The sequence below is a fragment of the Cognatundibacterium jejuense genome (genome assembly GCF_014284255.1).
Classification (GTDB): domain Bacteria; phylum Pseudomonadota; class Gammaproteobacteria; order Burkholderiales; family Burkholderiaceae_D; genus Undibacterium; species Undibacterium jejuense.
This window is the reverse complement of the sequence record NZ_JACOFV010000004.1, coordinates 32,015-51,027: the sequence shown is the minus strand read 5'-3', so window position 1 is coordinate 51,027 and position 19,013 is coordinate 32,015. Positions and strand designations below refer to the sequence as shown.

Annotated in this window: 16 protein-coding genes; 3 read left to right on the top strand and 13 right to left on the bottom strand. The window is 47.5% G+C overall.

All coding sequences use genetic code 11. The features are described from left to right. Positions 1–3 precede the first annotated feature (3 nt). The 4 genes from H8K32_RS05680 to H8K32_RS05665 all read right to left on the bottom strand — a co-directional run bounded on the left by H8K32_RS05680 (position 4) and on the right by H8K32_RS05665 (position 4,779). The gene (locus tag H8K32_RS05680) at positions 4–2,442 is read right to left on the bottom strand and encodes a DNA internalization-related competence protein ComEC/Rec2 (RefSeq protein ID WP_186911519.1); all 2,439 of its coding nucleotides are present in this window, start codon (positions 2,440–2,442) and stop codon (positions 4–6) included. Positions 2,443–2,449: 7 nt separating this feature from the next. Then, positions 2,450–3,253 carry a TatD family hydrolase gene (locus H8K32_RS05675; RefSeq protein ID WP_186911518.1) on the bottom strand — a complete coding sequence of 268 codons (804 nt, stop codon included), beginning with the start codon at positions 3,251–3,253 and terminating at the stop codon, positions 2,450–2,452. Between the two features lie 181 nt (positions 3,254–3,434). Next, positions 3,435–3,866: an inner membrane protein YiaA gene (gene yiaA, locus H8K32_RS05670; protein WP_186911517.1), complete on the bottom strand. Its 432-nt coding sequence runs from the start codon at positions 3,864–3,866 to the stop codon at positions 3,435–3,437. A 160-nt stretch (positions 3,867–4,026) separates the two neighbouring features. Next, entirely contained in the window at positions 4,027–4,779 is a 753-nt protein-coding gene (locus tag H8K32_RS05665) for a hypothetical protein (protein ID WP_186911516.1), read from the bottom strand. Between the two features lie 119 nt (positions 4,780–4,898). Between H8K32_RS05665 and H8K32_RS05660 the strand changes: the two genes are divergently transcribed. Beyond that, positions 4,899–5,642, top strand: coding sequence for a helix-turn-helix domain-containing protein (locus H8K32_RS05660; protein WP_186911515.1), 744 nt, complete (start codon positions 4,899–4,901; stop codon positions 5,640–5,642). 3 nt (positions 5,643–5,645) lie between these two features. On the opposite strand, the gene rraA is transcribed toward H8K32_RS05660, so the two are convergent. Beyond that, positions 5,646–6,140, bottom strand: coding sequence for a ribonuclease E activity regulator RraA (gene rraA / locus H8K32_RS05655; protein ID WP_186911514.1), 495 nt, complete (start codon positions 6,138–6,140; stop codon positions 5,646–5,648). A 133-nt stretch (positions 6,141–6,273) separates the two neighbouring features. Between rraA and H8K32_RS05650 the strand changes: the two genes are divergently transcribed. Then, positions 6,274–7,062 carry an AraC family transcriptional regulator gene (locus H8K32_RS05650; RefSeq protein WP_186911513.1) on the top strand — a complete coding sequence of 263 codons (789 nt, stop codon included), beginning with the start codon at positions 6,274–6,276 and terminating at the stop codon, positions 7,060–7,062. Positions 7,063–7,248: 186 nt separating this feature from the next. Here the strand turns inward: H8K32_RS05650 and clpB are convergent, their stop codons facing one another. The 8 genes from clpB to H8K32_RS05610 form a co-directional block, all read right to left on the bottom strand. Further along, positions 7,249–9,840, bottom strand: a complete 2,592-nt coding sequence (gene clpB / locus H8K32_RS05645) for an ATP-dependent chaperone ClpB (protein WP_186911512.1) — start codon at positions 9,838–9,840, stop codon at positions 7,249–7,251. A gap of 157 nt (positions 9,841–9,997) precedes the next feature. Next, positions 9,998–10,966 (bottom strand): prolyl aminopeptidase, encoded by a 969-nt coding sequence (gene pip, locus H8K32_RS05640; protein ID WP_186911511.1) that lies wholly within the window; start codon positions 10,964–10,966, stop codon positions 9,998–10,000. An 80-nt stretch (positions 10,967–11,046) separates the two neighbouring features. Continuing rightward, on the bottom strand, positions 11,047–13,230 hold the full coding sequence (locus tag H8K32_RS05635; protein WP_186911510.1) for a TonB-dependent receptor plug domain-containing protein: 2,184 nt from the start codon (positions 13,228–13,230) through the stop codon (positions 11,047–11,049). 150 nt (positions 13,231–13,380) lie between these two features. Then, positions 13,381–15,234, bottom strand: a complete 1,854-nt coding sequence (locus tag H8K32_RS05630) for a M56 family metallopeptidase (RefSeq protein ID WP_186911509.1) — start codon at positions 15,232–15,234, stop codon at positions 13,381–13,383. Beyond that, complete coding sequence (locus H8K32_RS05625; protein WP_186911508.1) at positions 15,231–15,614, bottom strand: BlaI/MecI/CopY family transcriptional regulator; 384 nt, start codon at positions 15,612–15,614, stop codon at positions 15,231–15,233. The genes H8K32_RS05630 and H8K32_RS05625 overlap by 4 nt, the downstream gene beginning before the upstream one ends. 253 nt (positions 15,615–15,867) lie before the next feature. Beyond that, the gene (moaE, locus tag H8K32_RS05620; protein WP_186911507.1) at positions 15,868–16,323 is read right to left on the bottom strand and encodes a molybdopterin synthase catalytic subunit MoaE; all 456 of its coding nucleotides are present in this window, start codon (positions 16,321–16,323) and stop codon (positions 15,868–15,870) included. Between the two features lie 2 nt (positions 16,324–16,325). Then, positions 16,326–16,583, bottom strand: a complete 258-nt coding sequence (gene moaD / locus H8K32_RS05615) for a molybdopterin converting factor subunit 1 (protein ID WP_186911506.1) — start codon at positions 16,581–16,583, stop codon at positions 16,326–16,328. A gap of 47 nt (positions 16,584–16,630) precedes the next feature. Beyond that, on the bottom strand, positions 16,631–17,836 hold the full coding sequence (locus H8K32_RS05610; protein ID WP_186911505.1) for a molybdopterin molybdotransferase MoeA: 1,206 nt from the start codon (positions 17,834–17,836) through the stop codon (positions 16,631–16,633). Between the two features lie 290 nt (positions 17,837–18,126). On the opposite strand from H8K32_RS05610, the gene H8K32_RS05605 reads away from it, so the two are divergent. Beyond that, complete coding sequence (locus tag H8K32_RS05605; protein ID WP_186911504.1) at positions 18,127–18,999, top strand: phosphate/phosphite/phosphonate ABC transporter substrate-binding protein; 873 nt, start codon at positions 18,127–18,129, stop codon at positions 18,997–18,999. The last annotated feature ends 14 nt before the right edge of the window (positions 19,000–19,013 follow it).

The window sequence follows — 19,013 nt, the reverse complement described above, 5'->3', positions numbered from 1 at the left end:
GCATTATTGACCATACCAATAGCGCGCATGTTCCTGTCTGAATTGAGAAAACTGCAATGATGCGCTGAATTGTAATGTGATTGCACCCGATTCATCGGTTCTTAGACGATTTATTCCAAAATCAGCGTAGCGAGAATACACTTCTGCTTTGGGGTGATGATAGCGACTCAGGTAACCAACCTGAAAAATTCCCAGTGAAGGACTTACTGCATGCAAAAATGCTGGCGTCGACGAGGTACCACTTCCATGGTGTGGTGCCAATAATACATCTGCCTTTAATTTATCGGGAATACTATTGATCAACTCATCTTCCTGAATCGCCTCAATATCACCAGGCAATAACATGGAATGATGATCGGTTGTGACTTTCAGAGTGCAGCTGCGGGCGTTGGGTTTCCATTTGATGCTCTCATAACTGACTGGCACGGGTTGTAAAATTTCAAAATGCACGCCATCCCAATCCCACTCCTGCCCCGCCTGACATCGCCTATGTTGCGCTGATTGCGCCACAATTGGACTATCCAAAGCTAAAGAGCTACTTGTCAGACTCACAGGCAATTGCCTTAGGATGCTGAGCGCACCACCTGAATGATCGCTATCATTGTGCGAAATCATCAACATGTCGAGCGCATTAATCCCACGTGCTTTCAAGTACGGCAGAATGACACGACTCCCACTATCTGAATCAACAGAGTAAGAGGGGCCGGTATCGTACAGCAAACGATGATGCGCAGTTTCCAGTAGCAACGCCATACCCTGCCCCACATCTAATGCCGTCACCCGCAAATCTTTATTTGCAATTGCCAGCGGCGGTTGAAATACCAGAGGCAAGCAACATACCCCTCCGAGCCATCGCATAGGCCACCCTCTGGGCAACAACATCCACAACATCCCCACCAACGCCAGCAAGAAAATCGAAAATGAAGGCAAGGCGGCACTCCACACAGCCATTGGTGATGCACTTAAATAATCTAAAAACCAAACCAAAAGCTGAATCAAACCATGTGCAAGTTTTAACACATGACCTGAAAGCGGCATCGGTAAAACACTGCCCAATAACGCCAGTGGCGTAACAAAAAAACTTACCAAAGGTATCGCCACCGCATTGGCAACCGGCCCCACCAAAGATATCTGCCCGAATAACAACATCGTCAGCGGCACCAGACCTATCGTCACCGCATATTGGGTACGACTAGCTAAACGCACATCGCGAACGATTTTCTGCCAACGCCCATCAGTATCAGGTTGCAGCTGACCTCCTGCCGCAAAAATAATCACGCCAACTGCGCCAAACGACAACCAGAAACCCGGCGACAATACCGCCCAGGGATCAAGCAAAGTCACCAGGGACAAAGCCAGACAAAGCACTGAAGAAAAGCTCGTTATACGCCCGCTCCAGATCGCCACTGCGACCACGAGTAACATATACATCGTACGTTGCGCTGGCACACCAAAACCCGCCAACGCTACATACAACACCGCCATCATTGCTCCAGCTAATGCAGCAATTTTCTGCACAGGGACGTACAAAGGTAAAGACAAGTTCAGATAAAAAGAACGTCGCCACAAAAAAGCCAGCAACCCTGAAAACATACCTGCCACCATCGTGATATGCAAACCTGAGATACTAATCAGATGACCGATACCAACCCGATTAAACACTGTCCAGTCAGACTGCGGGATTTCGCGTTGATCTCCGATCACCAATGCCACAATCACACCGGCATACGGATACCCTGGCAAGGCTGCATGAATACGATCACGCAATATTGCGCGGCCGCGCTCAACGAGATTACCGATACCCCACACAAATTCATCCAAACGCTGATTAACAGCACCACCAACTGCGTCATCACGAATCGTTCCGGTAGCACGTATACCCTGCTCCAGAAGCCAGACTTCATAATCAAAACCATCAGGGTTAGCAGCCCCATGCGGGCGCTTTAGTCGCAGCTTAAAGCGCCAGCGCTCGCCAGGTCGAACGCCGGGATTTTCGGGATCATCAGTGGCTTGTCTTTTCAAATACCACGATAAAGATAATTTTTCCGGAAAGTGAGCTTGATCGTCAGCCGTCAGTCTGCTATCGAGAATCTGCTCAACAGCAAAATTAAATCGCTGCCCCTCTGCCATTTGCAAAGGAAGGCTATTTATCGTGCCGATAATCGTCATATCCTGATTTTCATATACTGACGGTAACGATGTGCGCAAATAGAAGTGTGCAAAACAACTTGCCCAGACAAAACCTACAACCAGAGCGAATAGACCGCGGTTGAGCGTACGCCAGAAATTCGGATTTTCCGTTTTATCAATAAAACGGCGAACAGCAAGAAAGGTCAATGAAGCAAGCGCTATCAGATAGCCAACCTGCGTTAAAGAAAGCAAAGTAGCTTGTTGCTGCAAACAGGCGACACCCATAACAAAAAAAAGACATGTCACCCGCATCGCATTTTTACCTGCTCATGCGAGGCAAAACATTTTTTGCATTAGCGCTGGTAGCCTCGGCAATGTGAAGCAAACTCATGCCACGCAATTCAGCCAGTACACTACCTATTTGCGGCAATTCCACGGGACTATTGACGCCGTGTGAATTCCAGCTCGGCGGAATATCTGGCGCATCGGTTTCCAAAACAATAACGTCCAGAGGCAAATCGGTTGCCAGACGGCGGATTTGCAAGGCACGGGTGTAAGTCATTGCCCCGCCAAAGCCTAATTTAAATCCCAAATCAACAAAATGATTGGCCTGCTGCACACTACCGTTAAAAGCATGGGCAATACCGCCAACAACTTGAATACGACGCAAATGTTTTAAAATAATGTCTTGCGAACGTCTCACGTGAAGTAAGACCGGCAATCCAAAATCACGCGCAATTTTTAATTGCTCAACGTAGAAAAACTCTTGCTTCTCACGCAAAGGACTTTGCATTAGCGCAGGAACAAAAAAGTCGAGACCAATTTCTCCAATGGCGACAAAGCGATGATTGTCATTTGCTTGTGCCATCAACCCGGCGACGCGGTCACGCAAAAAAACTAAATCCTGCTCATCCGAAGTCGGCACATACATGGGATGGATACCTAAAGCATAAAAACAATTACTTGCTTGCTGCGCCAACTGCGCCACATGCTCAAAATTATTTTTGTGCACAGCAGGTATCACAATACCATCAACACTAACTTGCCTCGCCGCCTCTGCAACCGCAAGCGAACCACCGTTAAATTCAGAGGCATCAAGGTGACAATGCGTATCTATCCACATACCTGCACCTTGAAGTAAATCATTTGATTCAAATTTTGATTAATATTTCGCATCCCACGATTATGCAGGATATGGCACAACAAGCCCAAACAGGAATTGGGATTGGACGTATCAATTTTGCCAAAGCTGACAATTAGCATCAAATAATTTGAACCACAATTTTCTATGCATTCGAACCAATTTACTCTTCCTGATGATGCGTCACTTCTGCATCAACATGAAAAACCGCCATATCCCGAATGTTTTTTTGTACCGTTACGGCGCCGAATAACGCCAAAATAAATGACATCGCATAGAAACCTTTTTCACTGTATTGCAAGCTTGCATTCCACAATCCAATCGCCAGCAACATGATTGCCGCGATTAACGCAAACCAGGATACGCCAAAATAGATGCCTGTCACGTTAATACCTTCGGATTTGTCCCGCACCGATTTTTGCAGGGAAATAGCCGCATACAAACCAAACAACAGTACCGTAAAGTAATAGCCGCGCTCATTAAGCTGCATCGTCGAATTCCATAACCCGATGACAAAAGCAGCAGCGCCGCAAAGCATAGAAACCCAAGATGCGGCGACAAAGGCACCGGTTGGAGCTTGAATTTTTGATGGCATACCATTTTCCTTGTTTAATATGAGTAATTTTGTTGAAAACCGACAAATACCTCAATCCAGCATTCAGAAATACTGCAACCTGTAGGGCAGGTACAACCCGCAACGCATGCTTTTACATCATTGCAGCCTGAGTTTCAGCCGCCTTACGCACTACCCAATTTCAAAGCTTTCTATCTCTCTGCAACAGACGCAACACAATCACCGTAGCAGCAGCGGCTGCCAGCAGATGCTTAATACTGTGTCCGCTCACGATGTGAGTCAAGTTCAATATCGCGCCGTCTGATAACTCAGCAATTTTTGCTAAAACGTACAATATCATCGCCAAACTAAAAGCGATACGATCGGCTTTCGGAGCGCGCCAAGTCATTTGCCACACTGGTATCAAGATCAGACTCAATCCTTGCAACAACAAATAAGGACGTAAATCCGATGTCCATTTCCACCAGAACACAGAAAACACAGCAAAAGCCAAAGCCAGGCATAGCTCTACGCATGAACGCAGTTTAGCCATACCAGGAACATTCTCGGCGTGCACTGCACACATAAGACTTGCGCATGCCAAGGCAATAGGCAAGCGATCCCAAAACAAACGCGCATCATCAGGAGCCAGGTGATAAAAGCAGGAACCCACCGGAGTCAGCAACAAGCTCATAATGAACACGCAATACGCAGGAAAGCTGATGGCTTTAATCATGAGTTGACTGCTTCGCACCATATAATAAAACCCAACTACAGCAACCAATACAAAACCGACATTACTCAATACATCAGCAGCATGTGGCATCCCCATCCACTTTGATTGATCAGCAAAATCATGGTAATGCGCAAGTTGAGGGATGGGGCCATGCAATACCATTCCAATCACGATCAACAAACTCAATAAGGCGGGCAAGTGGGCGAAACGTTTGTGCATTTTTATATCCAATCTCAAAATTGATACACACAGCTTGCCAAAAAGCATAGAAATATGAAACCATCTCAAAAAAAGTAGCAACTCAACGACATACAAGTATTACGTTTTACTACCAGACTATGAGTGAAATTAGCCAAATTCTTAAAACCATCAAGCACCAGCTTAAACTCCAGAGCAAAACATACCGCGATGTCGCGGTGGCACTCGATTTGTCTGAAGCGAGTGTCAAGCGACTGCTGCAAGCGGAAAATGCCGCGTCCATCAGCATAGAAAGACTATCGCAAATCAGTCAGATGCTAGGATTAAGCCTGGCGGAACTCATGCAGGAGGCAGATGCCCAAGGCCAACGCCTGCATACACTGGCGTTAGCACAAGAAAGAGAATTGGTCGCGGACACGACGTTATTGTTAGTTGCGGTGTGTGCCATTAATCATTGGACACATGCAGACATTATTAGCGCTTACCGCATTTCAGAGACTGAATGTGTGCGGCATTTACTGAAGCTGGATAAATTAGGCTTACTAAGTTTATTGCCCGGCAATCGCATACGTCTCAATCTGGCAAGGGATTTTGACTGGCTACCGGAGGGGCCGATACAGCACTATTTTCGTCACAAAGGCATGCCAGATTTTCTGGCAGCCAAATTTCATCAGGACGATCAATCTCTGAATTTTATCCACGGCATGCTGACCGACGCAGCATTAAGCAAGCTAGACGCAGAACTGCGTCTGCTCAAGAGCAAATTTGCCGAATTGCACACAGAAAGTTTAGCCGCCCCCATCAGGAAGCGGCGCGGTACTGCGCTGCTATTAGCGATGCGGGAATGGGAGCCAGAAGAATTTACTGCACTACGTCGTCGCTAAGTATTATTGCAAAGCTTGCTGAGAAATCAGTATGCCATCCTGATCAGCATATATCCAATCGCCTGGGTGAATGGCAACGCCAGCAATTGAAACGCGTACATCGTGTTCGCCGCCACCACGCTTAACGCTACGTACTGGCATCACGCCCAAGGCACGCACGCCTATCTGACACGCGTTGATTTCTGCCACATCACGAATACAGCCATGGACTATCACACCAGCCCATCCATTGTTTTGTGCCAACACCCCAAGATTGCCGCCCAATAAGGCGCAGCGCAAACTGCCGCCACCATCGACGACCAGAACGCGCCCCTGCCCCGGGGTCTCTAACACAGTGCGCACCATACCATTATCTTCAAATAATTTGAGCGTGCTAGCAGGGCCGGAAAAGTGACTTACAGCACCATATGCATGAAAAATTGGTGGCAATACTGACAGCGCACCAATCGCTAATTTACCTTCATTGGCATCACATAGATCACAGGTTGCAAAGCTCATCATTTCATCCTTTCAATTGGTGAGCTTATTCTAGCGTGCTTGTTGTAGAGTTTGTAGAGTGCCAACGAACAAAAGCAAGTTTACAACTACAAAAAAAATCGCGCAGTTTTGAGATGATGGCATAATTCCCAATATGGCAACTCCGATACTGACCCATAATCTTCCTGTCACCGCACCAAATTTACCGACGCCAGAAAGGCCGGTACGCCTCGTCGCACGTAATTTAAAAATTTCGCAAGACCTTGCACCACATAGCCACCCCTGCGGTCAAATCACTTACACCCCGCAAGGCACGTTACAAGTCATCGCCGATGGAACTGCATGGTTTGTACCACCCATGCGAGCGATCTGGATACCGCCAGATATGGTGCATGAAGTCCGGCTATTAACCGAATCTAATCTGCGGGCGATTCATATCCACGCGGAACACTCGCCACTCAACAAAGAACATTGTCTGGTATTAGAAGTATCGAACTTGCTGCGGGAATTGATTTTCAGCCTGGAATTTATCGAACCTGATACCCGGCGGGAACAGCATTTAACTCAGGTCATTCTTGATGAGTTAATCTCCGCTAAACCTTTGCCAATTCATCTGCCAATGCCAAAAGACAAGCGCTTGAAGCATCTCTGTGAAATATTACTTGCCCATCCCGCCAGTAATGACACGTTGGAAATTCTGGCAAAAAAAGCCGGAGCTTCTACCCGAACACTCACCAGATTATTTGAGCAAGAGTTGCATATGAGTTTTGGCGACTGGCGTCAGCAAATGCGTCTCGCCCGTGCTTATCCATTAATCGCAAATGGCACGCCCTTATCGCAAGTTGCCGCCGAGCTCGGTTATTCTAGCCAATCGGCATTTTCTGCGATGTTTAAAAAGACCTTTGGAGTGTCACCGACGATATTTTTTCGACAGGCCGAGTAAAGGAGGGTTGACATTGATGGCGGTTGCAACCCGCTCATCAAAAGCAGACCTAATTTCGCAGAAATCCTGCAAGCACGCTATATTTACCTTGTTCAATTACCCTCGATCCTACCCTTCTCCCGCATGCGGGAGAAGGGTAGGACATAAGCTTAAGCTCGATCAGCTCAGCACCATTCCAACCAAGCATCAGGCTTTGCTAAACACCAGCTCGCCTTCATGCGCATTGATTGCAATCACGTCTTTTGGCCCGAACTTGCCGTGCAAGATTTGCTTCGATAAAGGATTCTCTATCTCTTGCTGGATTGCGCGTTTCAAAGGACGTGCTCCGTAGACGGGGTCGAATCCTGCTTCGGCAATCTTCAACAAAGCTGCATCACTGACCTGCAAGCCCATATCCATTTGCTGCAAACGACTTTCCAGTGTTTTGAGCTGGATCTTGGCGATGGCACCAATGTTTTTGGCATCGAGAGCATGGAACACGACAATCTCGTCAATCCGGTTGATAAATTCTGGCCTGAAATGCGCTTTCACTTCCCCCATTACCGCCATCTTAATTACCGCAGGATCGCTGCCTTCCATTGCCTGAATTTGATGTGATCCCAGATTCGAGGTCATGACAATGACCGTGTTTTTAAAGTCCACGGTACGTCCTTGTCCATCAGTCATGCGTCCATCGTCTAGGACTTGCAACAAAACATTGAATACGTCGTGGTGTGCTTTTTCAACTTCATCGAGCAAAATTACGCTGTATGGCTTACGACGCACGGCTTCGGTCAGATAGCCACCTTCTTCATAGCCAACATAACCAGGTGGCGCGCCGATCAGGCGGGCGACGCTGTGTTTTTCCATGAACTCGCTCATATCGATACGAATCAAAGATTCTTCAGTATCAAACATGAATCCAGCCAACGCTTTACACAATTCGGTTTTACCAACACCCGTAGGGCCAAGGAACAAAAACGAACCATAAGGACGCCCCGGATCGCCCAAACCCGCGCGAGAACGGCGAATAGCGTCCGAGACTGCAACAATCGCCTCTTCCTGACCCACCACACGCTCGTGCAAAGCATCTTCCATATGCAACAGCTTTTCGCGCTCGCCTTGCATCATGCGTGACACAGGTATGCCGGTGGCGCGAGAGACGATTTCGGCAATTTCTTCAGCGCCAACCTGAGTACGTAATAGGCGCAACTTACCGCTACCTGCCTCATTTTTTTCGGCCTGTGTGTCAGCTTGCTTTAGTTGCGCTTCCAATTCTGGCAAACGGCCATACTGCAGCTGCGACATGGTTTGCCAGTCGCCCTTGCGCTTTGCATCTTCCATTTGCAGGCGGATTTTTTCTATCTCTTCCTTGATATGCGTACTACCTTGAACGATGGCTTTTTCTGATTTCCAGATTTCTTCCAAGTCAGCGTATTCGCGCGATAGTTTTTCAATTTCTTCTTCGATCAAACCGAGACGTTTGTGCGAAGCCTCGTCTTTTTCGCGCTTTACCGCTTCACGTTCGATCTTCAGCTGTATCAGGCGGCGATCAAGCTTATCCATGACTTCAGGCTTGGAATCAATCTCGATCTTAATTTTGGCAGCCGCTTCATCAATCAAATCAATCGCTTTGTCTGGTAAAAAACGATCAGTAATGTAACGATGTGACAGCTCGGCCGCTGCAACAATAGCCGGATCGGTAATATCGACGCCATGATGGACTTCGTACTTCTCTTGCAAGCCGCGCAGGATAGCAATCGTGGCCTCTACGCTAGGCTCATCAACGATGATTTTCTGGAAGCGACGTTCCAAAGCTGCATCTTTTTCTATGTATTTACGGTATTCATCGAGCGTTGTTGCGCCAACACAATGCAATTCACCACGTGCCAAAGCTGGCTTAAGCATATTGCCAGCATCCATTGCACCTTCAGCTTTACCCGCACCGACCATGGTGTGCAGCTCGTCGATAAAGACGATGGTCTGACCTTCATCCAAGGCGATTTCTTTGAGTACAGCCTTGAGGCGCTCTTCAAATTCACCGCGGTATTTGGCCCCCGCCAACAGCGCCGCCATGTCGAGCGATAATACGCGTTTGGATTTCAGGCTATCAGGTACCTCGCCATTGACGATACGCTGCGCCAAGCCTTCGACAATCGCTGTTTTACCGACGCCTGGTTCACCAATTAATACCGGATTATTTTTGCTACGACGTTGCAAAACCTGAATTGCACGGCGAATTTCATCATCACGACCAATAACTGGGTCAAGCTTACCTAAGCGCGCACGTTCGGTCAGATCTAACGTATATTTTTTTAAGGCTTCGCGCTGCCCCTCAGCATCTTGAGAATTGACGTTGCCACCGCCACGTACCGCGGCAATGGCAGTCTCTAAGGATTTGCGGGTAAGGCCGTTTTCACGGGACAATTTACCTGCTTCGGATTTATCTTCTGTCAAAGCAAGTAAAACCATTTCACTAGCCAAAAACTCATCGCCACGTTTTTGCGATTCTTTATCCGCCAGGTTAAGCAGACCAGTCAGTTCACGACCAATTTGTACCTGTCCATCGGTGCCAGACACCTTAGGCAAGCGATCCAAACCACCTTTTAAGGCATTTAACAGTGCATTCACATTCACACCTGCCCGCTGCAACAGCGAGCGGCTACCGCCATCATCCTGATTGATCAGTGCTAATAGCAGATGCACAGGTTCTATGTATTGATTATCGTTGCCCACCGCCAGACTTTGGGCATCGGCTAACGCTTCTTGCAATTTGGTAGTCAGTTTATCGAGACGCATTTTTTGCTCCTGAATGATTAGTTACCAACACAATTTGGGGCTGTGGGGCTGTTTTCAAGCAGTGTGGAGCAGACGAGACAAAACTGTTTGTGATAGCGCAAGCTTGCCCGAAGTTTGCATGACGTCGGGCAACACATGTTGCAAATATGAAAATTAATTATGAAAAACTAGCTTGCTTCTTAAATTCCTCAGTTGCGCGAACCAAGGCATTCGCAATCCCCGGCTCCATTGCCGCATGACCAGCATCGCCGATCAAATGAAATGCCGCCGTCGGCCAGGCCTGATGCAGACGATAAGCGGATACCGGTGGGCAAATCACGTCATAACGACCTTGCACGATCACTGCTGGCAAATGCGCAATTTTTGCAACATTGTTAATCAAGGCGTCGTCTTCCATAAACGCGGCATTGAGCATGTAGTGCGCTTCCAGACGACCGATACCCAGACTGACTTCATCCGATTCAAAATTGGCAATCGCTGCCGCTTGCGGCTTCAGGAATAAACATGAACCTTCGTAGCGACTCCAGTTGCGTGCAGCTTCCATATAAATCGCCGGATCATCACAAAATAAGCGCTTGACGTACGCTTGCAGCAGGTCACCGCGCTCTTGCTCTGGCACGCCTTCAGCAAAACGTTGATGAACCTCTGGATAGAAATATTTCATGCCATTCACAAACCACTCGACCTCAGCTTTGGTGCACAAGAAAATTCCACGCAGAATAAAACCCAGACACACCTCTGGATGCGCTTCACCATAAGCCAGCGCCAGCGTAGAACCCCAGGAACCGCCAAATACCAGCCATTGTTCAACCCCCAGCATCGCTCGGATTTTTTCGATATCTGCGATCAGTAATTGTGTCGTGTTTTGGCGATATTCACCGAGCGGCGTTGATTTACCCGCACCGCGCTGGTCAAACATTACAATACGATAGTGTGCAGGATCAAAAAAGCGTCGATGCCCCGGCGACGTTCCAGCGCCCGGGCCACCGTGCAAAAATAAGACAGGCTGACCTTTAGGGTTGCCACTTTCTTCCCAGTACAAGGTATGCAGATCATCGACCGGTAGCATACCAGTGCGATACGGTTCAATTTCCGGGAATAATGGGTAGCTGAGGGTATCAGACATCGTGCCTCCTGATCTTGAAAGTAATCCCTCATTATACGCAGAGCTGGAACGACATCGCACACATCTGCTCAATTCAACCTCTAAAAACGCTGCTCCCATAACAAATGCCAGACCGCATTACTGGCTTTGACGATCTGTTGCCCAGCACGGATTTGCGTGTCTTCATAATCAGCACGTTGCCGGCTATCCTGATGCAAAAGATTGCTAACTGACAGCCTGATCTGTGTTTGCGGATTGACTTTCCAGACGGAATACATATCCAACTTACGCTCCGGATTTTGGCTTGAATATAAATACGCCGAGGCCCTTTCCGTCCCTTGAGTTTGGAAGGCATAATTACCACCTAAGGTCCATCCGGCTTGTAGCTGATAATCCATGCCTAAGTTTGCGCTGAACTTCACCTGATCTGGCATCACATTATCCGAACCGGAAACATTCATCACACGCGACCAATTGCGATTAAGGTTCGCATGCAGATTAATTTTAGGCAAACTCACGTCAATTGCCGTCAGCGCAAATTTGGTTTCCAGCTCTATCCCCATTACAACTGCATTACCGTTATTGACTGGCATGACTAACCATCCGTTGGCTTGCTGCGATAAGGAGTCGATCGTGACATCCGAAATCTTGCGCATATAGGCACTGGCACTCAACATACTGCCTTCTGCATTAAACTGCTCGTAAGCGACATCCAGCCCCCACGATTTTTCGGCACGTAAAACCGGATTACCTTGCTGATCAGGGTTCAGCGGCCCATTGTCATTGTCGATGCGAATAATGCGTGGAATCAAATTCACCAAAGTTGGTGCTTTGAGTGTGCGATTGAGTGCGAAACGCCATTGTCGTTGCTCATCAAGCTTCCAGACAGTTTGCACAATCGGGCTCAACAAGCTATCGGTATGCGTCAGTGGAAAGTCGCCTGCGACATCACTTTGCACTCTGACATGTTCCCAGCGCAGACCAAGATAACTCAGCCAGTTTTCAGATAGACGCCATTCATCCTGTGCAAACAGAGCCACCTTAGTCATCGACGCATCGTATTGCTGATTGGTGTAAAGAACCTGATTTTCGCCAGCATCGTGATCGTGTTCTGTGCGTTGTTCTTGCCTTTTTCCATAGCTAGTTTCCCACCCCATGGACAACACATGATCTTTTATCGCTGGCACCAGATATTTGCCATTCAATTTAAATACATTTTCATTTGCATCCGCGCTGACATCTCTATGCTGCAACAATTGACCACCGCCGTCACTTCCCCAGAATTGGAAAAATGAGGCACGTCTAAAATAATTCCATCCGGTTATCAGACTTAATTTAGCGTCATTCTCAAGGCTACGTTCCCAACTAAACGTATTACGGGTGGTACTTAAGTGCCCATTCCAGACACTGGTATTGCGTGGAAAATCCGTCGTTGCACCAGCAAGTGTTGTTTCACTTTCTTGCTTGGTTTGATGTACATAAACCTGATTAATAAATCCCTGCCAACTCAGGGTCTGATCCGGATTTATTTGCCAATTGATATGCGGCGTGATGCTGAGGCTGTCGCGTTGTACTTGTGCAGCTTGTTGCAATTGTCGCGCCGAAAGCAAAGTTTCAGCCTGCCTTGAATCTGCTGCTGCTTTTTGCAACAAATATTCATCGATTCTGTCGTTATTATCAGTACGGCTACGATCAAGTACAGCGCTGAGGTTATATGCCAGATCACCGGACTTGCCCGAGCTACTAAAAGTCAATCCCGGGTCAACATAACCCAGCTGCTGATTAAGTCGCCATTTCACTTCAGTCTGATCCTGACTGGTCTTTTTCTTCAAGATGACATTGATGCTACCCGCTATCCCTTGCGCACTGCTATCTGCACCTGCGACCCGCATGATTTCGATGCGTTCGATGTTCTCGGGAGCAATCGTATCAATCGCAAAACCATCTGGCATGGTTTCACCATTCAGTAAAATTTGTGTATATCCAACGCCAAGCCCACGCAGAGAAATAACTGTGCCCTTATTTTTACTTTCGCTGATTGTCACTCCGGGCAAACGTTTCAAGACCTCGCTTAAGACTGTGTCACCATAGCGTGCAAATTCCTCTTTTCCAAATACACTGACTATGGTTGGTTCACCTTGCCGTACCTTGTTAGTGGCATTGATTCCATTCAACTCCACACTTTGGATTTGATCTGCTTCTGCAACGGCGACGATTGGAAAGACTATGAAGCACGAAGCTGCAACAAGCTGCTTTAAAGGATAATGACTAAAATTTTTTTTCATAAAAAAGGCAACACGAGTCCATTACGCAATTCGCGTTGCAATTAGCATTGCTTCACGGCGTAATTCAATCAATGGTCAGGAGGATTTGGCAGCAGTTTCCGGTAAAATATGCAACTGCTGCCACAAAAAATCAGATAAGCAGTAGCGCCATCAGGAAGAGGTGGACTGCTGCTCGATTGCCTCACGGATATGCAGAATATCGTCGGTTCGTTGATCGAGGTCTTCAGCACCTAACAACACCATCGTAATGGCTCTTCCGGCTACATTCAGATGCATCAGAATGCAACGACCCGCTACCCGTGTGAAACCGGTTTTTGACAATTGAATATCCCAGCCTTTTTGACCAACCAAAACATTCGTATTTTGATGACTACTATCTTCCGATTTAACACCATACGACACCATCAACTTCGCTTTAGAAGTAGCCGCGGCGCTCGCGATACTGCGTAATTCAGGATAGGTCATCGCGGTCTGTGTCAGGTGCGCCAAATCCCCAGCACTTGCTACGTTATTCTTGCTGTAGCCTGTGGGTTCTTCCATATGCATATGGGTCAAACCCAGCTTGTCAATTTTCGTTTGTGCTGCTGCCAGGAATGCAGTTTCACCACCAGGATAAGTACGCGCCAGCACTTGTGCAGCACGGTTATCCGAAGGGATTAAAGTCATTTCCAGCATCTGTTGACGCGTCAGTCGGTTACCTGGTTTCAGATGCGAAGAAGCGCCTTTCAGTGCAACAACATCCTCTTTGGTCACGGTAAGCATTTCTTGCATGTTCTGATGCGCATCCAGAACTACCATCGCGGTCAGCAATTTACTTAAGGATGCCATTGGTACGGTGCTATCTGCCTCTTTTTGCAACAGAATCTCACCACTGGCATCATCAATGACTATCGCATGCGCAGAATTGAGTTTGACCAATAATTTGACCGGTGCGGCAATCGGGTCACTTTTGAGTGCTTGCAATGCTCCTTGCAATGCCTGAGTCTGTTCTTCATTCACATGATATTCATACTTAGCCACGGCGCTCACAACGACACAACTCAAGATCACACCTAATACTGGTGAAGCCATCGTCCAACGCCACGCCTGCTGATCAGGTCTCATCAAACGTCTGATGCGTGCTAACAAATGTCCGCCGTTGGCTGCCAGCGCCATCCTTGGTGCCGATTGCCATCCATCGAGCTTTTGCAATGCCAATGCCAATGCTCTTGGCTTACCTAAGACCGCTGCCGCCACGTCATCAGCGATCTGTTCACGCTCAATATCCATACGGCGTGAAATCCACCATACTGCCGGATGGTAAAACAAGAACGCCAGAGCGAGGTGCTGTGCCATATTGACGAGGTAATCCCATCGTTTGATATGCGCTAACTCATGCGCCAACAAGGCTTCAATCAAATCTGGTGACATACCGGACAACAAGGATGCTGGCATAACAATTACTGGCTGCCAACATCCACTGGTCACAGGTGTTTGTAAGCGAGTATCAATTTTGAAAGCGACCTGACGCTGCAAACCAAATGCCTGCGCCATCAATCGGGTGCGCCCCTGCCAATGCACCTGCAATTGTTGCTGCTCCTGAGGTAAAAGGTTTCGTCCTAACTGCCTGACCCACAATAAACCAACCACTAAGCGAGCAACCATCAGACTAACGCCCAACAACCAGATGGTGACAATCAAAGGTAATTGATTTTGTAATGTGTGAAGGACACGGTTATCTTTAACAAATTCCACATCAAACCTGCCTCCAGATTGTTGAATCAAGTCCAGCGCGGCTTCCAGCCCCATCGCCTGCGGAGTAATCACTTGCTGGTAGATGCCAAAAGCTGGCCAACCGACACAAATTAATAAGGCCACACAAAGAACCAGATAACGTGTTTCTGGACGACGATTACGCAACAATGCACACACCAACGCAGCGATGCAGCCGATCACTACCCCCTGCCAGACAAAATGCAGTAAAGGCCAACCTATGATTTCTGCAACTGAAAAATTGGCATTCACGATTTATCCTCGCCCAAAAATTGTTCGATTTCAGCCCGTTCTTCCTGACTCACATGACTGCGTAGAGCTGCCATCACCAATGCCTTGCCGGAACCCGCAAATACTTTTTGTATCAGGTCTTTAAGTAAATTGGTTTGCATATCATCCTGCTCTTGCACCGGTGCATAAATATGAGAACGCTGACTCTCGTCGCGTTTCAAAATGCCCTTGCTATGCATCAATTGCAAATGGCGCAGTACGGTCGCGTACGCCAATTCAGGACGTTCCGCGTACGCAGCGGCATGGACCTGCTTGGCGGTCGCTGGCCCGATTTGCCATAGGACTTTAAGCAGATTAATTTCTGCCGCAGTGGGTTTGGGGGTGTTTGACTTCTGGGTCATAGATTTTCCTTAATTCCGTGGGAAAACGAAGATCGCAAATAGATAATAGATGGGTGAACCCATCAACACATCCAGAATAAATGTTCTAGAAACTTTTGTCTAGAACTATTTTTCTATATATTAACTATTTAACAGTGATCTATAGACGAACTGACAGAAAACTCAACGACTTGCAGGATAGGGTGAGGAAAAGGAGGCTAGCAGGTCGGCGAACACCGACCAGATACGAATAACAAGCAACTAACACAAGCAACTAATCCAACTGCCATTTCTTACGCGCCAACTCATCGCTTTCGCGTGCATCGACCCAGCGTGCGCCAGTTGACGTTTGCTCTTTCTTCCAAAACGGCGCCTGGGTTTTGAGATAATCCATGATGAATTCGCAAGCCGCAAAAGCATCGCCGCGGTGTTGTGATGCAACTGCTACCAACACAATCTGATCAAGGGGTAACAAGACACCAATTCGATGAATAATCAGACTATCGGTCACAGTCCAGCGAGCGGCGGCTTGTGCAGCAATATCTTGCAACGCTTTTTCCGTCATGACTGGGTAGTGTTCCAGCTCCATCGCGCTGACGTTTTGCCCATCATTCAGATCGCGTACCAAACCAAGAAAACTCACCACCGCACCTATTTGTGGATTATTTTCACGTAGCTGTCTGACCTCGGTGCTCAGATCAAAATCCTCAATCTGGACGCGCACTACCATGATCAACCTCCCGTCACTGGTGGGAAAAACGCAACTTCCTTTCCATCTTCAATAAGGGTGTCGGCCTCGCACATGACGTGATCATGCGCCGTACGCAAAGGCTGCTCGTCGGACAAAGTCTCTGCCCAATCTGCCCCCCGCAAGGCGAGCCACGCGCGCACATCGCCGACAGTTTTAATTTCCTCCGGCACCTCGACGGTTTGCGCAGACACACCCAGTTTTTCACGAACACTGGCAAAAAAGCGTAATTGAATTTTCATAGAACCAAAAAAAGAACGAATTCGTTGAACCTGAAAAACAGGCGATCTTAAAAAGAAGAGAACGGTATAAAACGTACTATTTCACCAGCATGGATCACCTGCCCTGCCCTCACTTCGACCAGACCATCACCCCAGACTGCTGAACTCAGCACACCTGAACTTTGATTTGAGAACAAATCGAGCCCACCATTTGCATTCATACGCGCCCGCAAGTATTCCTGACGACGATCAGCTTTGAGCCAATCAAAGTCAGCCCGCACAGAATAAGCTTTCGGAGCAACATCAACAACGCCTTGCATACGCAAAATAAATGGCCGGACAAACAATAAAAACGTGACAAAACTCGACACGGGATTGCCTGGCAAGCCCATAAAAAATGCCTGCCCGACTTCACCAAATGCCAGCGGCTTGCCGGGTTTTACAGCAATCTGCCACATGTTTAAACGCCCTTCTGCTTCAACAGCAGGACGAATGTGATCTTCTTCACCAACAGATACCCCACCGGAAGTCACAATCAGATCATGCCCTTGCGCTGCTTTACGTAAGGTGTCGCGCGTGGCCTCCAAGGTATCCGGGACAATACCAAAGTCCGTTATTTCGCAGCCCATGCTTTGCAATAAACCAGTCAGGGTAAAACGATTCGAGTTATAAATAGCACCGGGCTTTAATTCTTCGCCTGGCATCGCTAATTCATCACCAGTAAAAAAAACGGCGACTTTCGGCTTACGTAGCACTGGTAAACTAGCTAATCCTACCGAAGCCGCCAGACCCAATTCGGCAGCACCTAATTTGGTTCCAGCCGTGAGTATCGTTGCGCCAACCTGTATGTCTTCACCGCGACGACGAACCCACTCCCCGGCTTTCGGCACATGTTTAATGATGACCTCATCGTCGTCTGACACACATTGCTCTTGCATCACAACAGCGTCGGCGCCAGGAGGAATCATGGCACCAGTAAAAATACGTGCAGCAGTTCCCGCAAGCAGAGGGTAACCAATTTGTCCAGCAGGAATCCGCTGAGTCACTTGCAGCCTGGCGGGAGCATTGACACAATCAGCCGCACGAACGGCATAACCGTCCATCTGGGTATTATCCATTGGTGGCACATCCAGCAAAGAGACTTGTGTTTTCGCCAAAATCCGGCCAAATGCGTCTATCGTCGGAAGTGCCTCAAATTCTGTCAGCGGACGCACGGCTTGCAATATATATTCAAGTGCCTGATCAACACTCAAAAGTGGTTTTTTTTCTGTCATTGTAAAAAACGTCCAATAAGAAAATCGTTAAAAGCAGTAGCGGCATTAATTGGATTAACAGCCTTCATTGTAGCCGTTCCTCCTGCGATCCACAGTTTGTGCCCCTGCAAATATGTCGCGAGATCATGTTGACGTACAAACGACATCACCAAAATTTCCTATTTAAGAGAAACTAAGAGAAACTAAGAGAAACAACATTAAGTGAAATAAAGCAAATTTTATTGCAAAGCATCGATTAACTGTCAAACTCACTATAATGAAACAAAACTAATCTATAAAGTGAGGCCTCAATGTTCGCAAAAACAAGACCATCATTTCTATATAACAACAGTTTAGGCTTAGCTTTCTGCATTTCTCTCAGCACGCTCATTAGCAACAATGCTATTGCGGCCTCAGAATATCGCTTTTCTCCCGTCAATCAGTACGATATCAACTTAACTGCCGCCTATTGGAATCCGATTATCAGCTACGTATCGGAAAAAAGCGGCGTCAAACTCATTTTAAAAATCGGTCGTACTTCCGCCGACACAACAAGCTATGTACTTGCAAAAGAAGTCGATTTTGCATTCACCAATCATTTGTTTGCACCAGAACGCGAAAAACTTGGCTGGCAAACTTTTGGGCGTCGCAATATTCCGCCTATTTCAGGAGAAATAGTCGTCCCCCAAACCTCTGCTATCACCGACATCTCGCAACTGAGTGGAAAAGACATCGCGTTCCCCGGCCCTGAAGCTTTGATTGCTTATAAAGTCCCCATGGCGCATCTCATGGAGCAAAAAATCAATGTAAACGTGTTTTTTGGCGGCAACCAGAATGGCGCACTGGCACAACTATTTTCCGGACAGGTGCAAGCAGTCGGAGGCAATTCACAATTAATCGACAGCTACAGTGTCCGTGAAGATAAAAAATTCCGGATCTTATGGAAATCGGAACCCTACTACGACCTGGCTTTAATGGCATCAAATAAAGTTACCCCTGCTGACCTCAAAGCAGTCGCAGCGGCTTTTTTTGGCATGAAAGACGATCCAAACGGAAAAGTTATTTTGAAACAGGCATCGGCAAAAATCGGTTTATCGGAAAGCAGCTTCTTTATCCCGTCTGATGGTAGCGAGTATGCTAATTACAGAAAATTCTATCAAAATCTCCCCCCCAGCTTACGCTAATGCATTGCCAATAC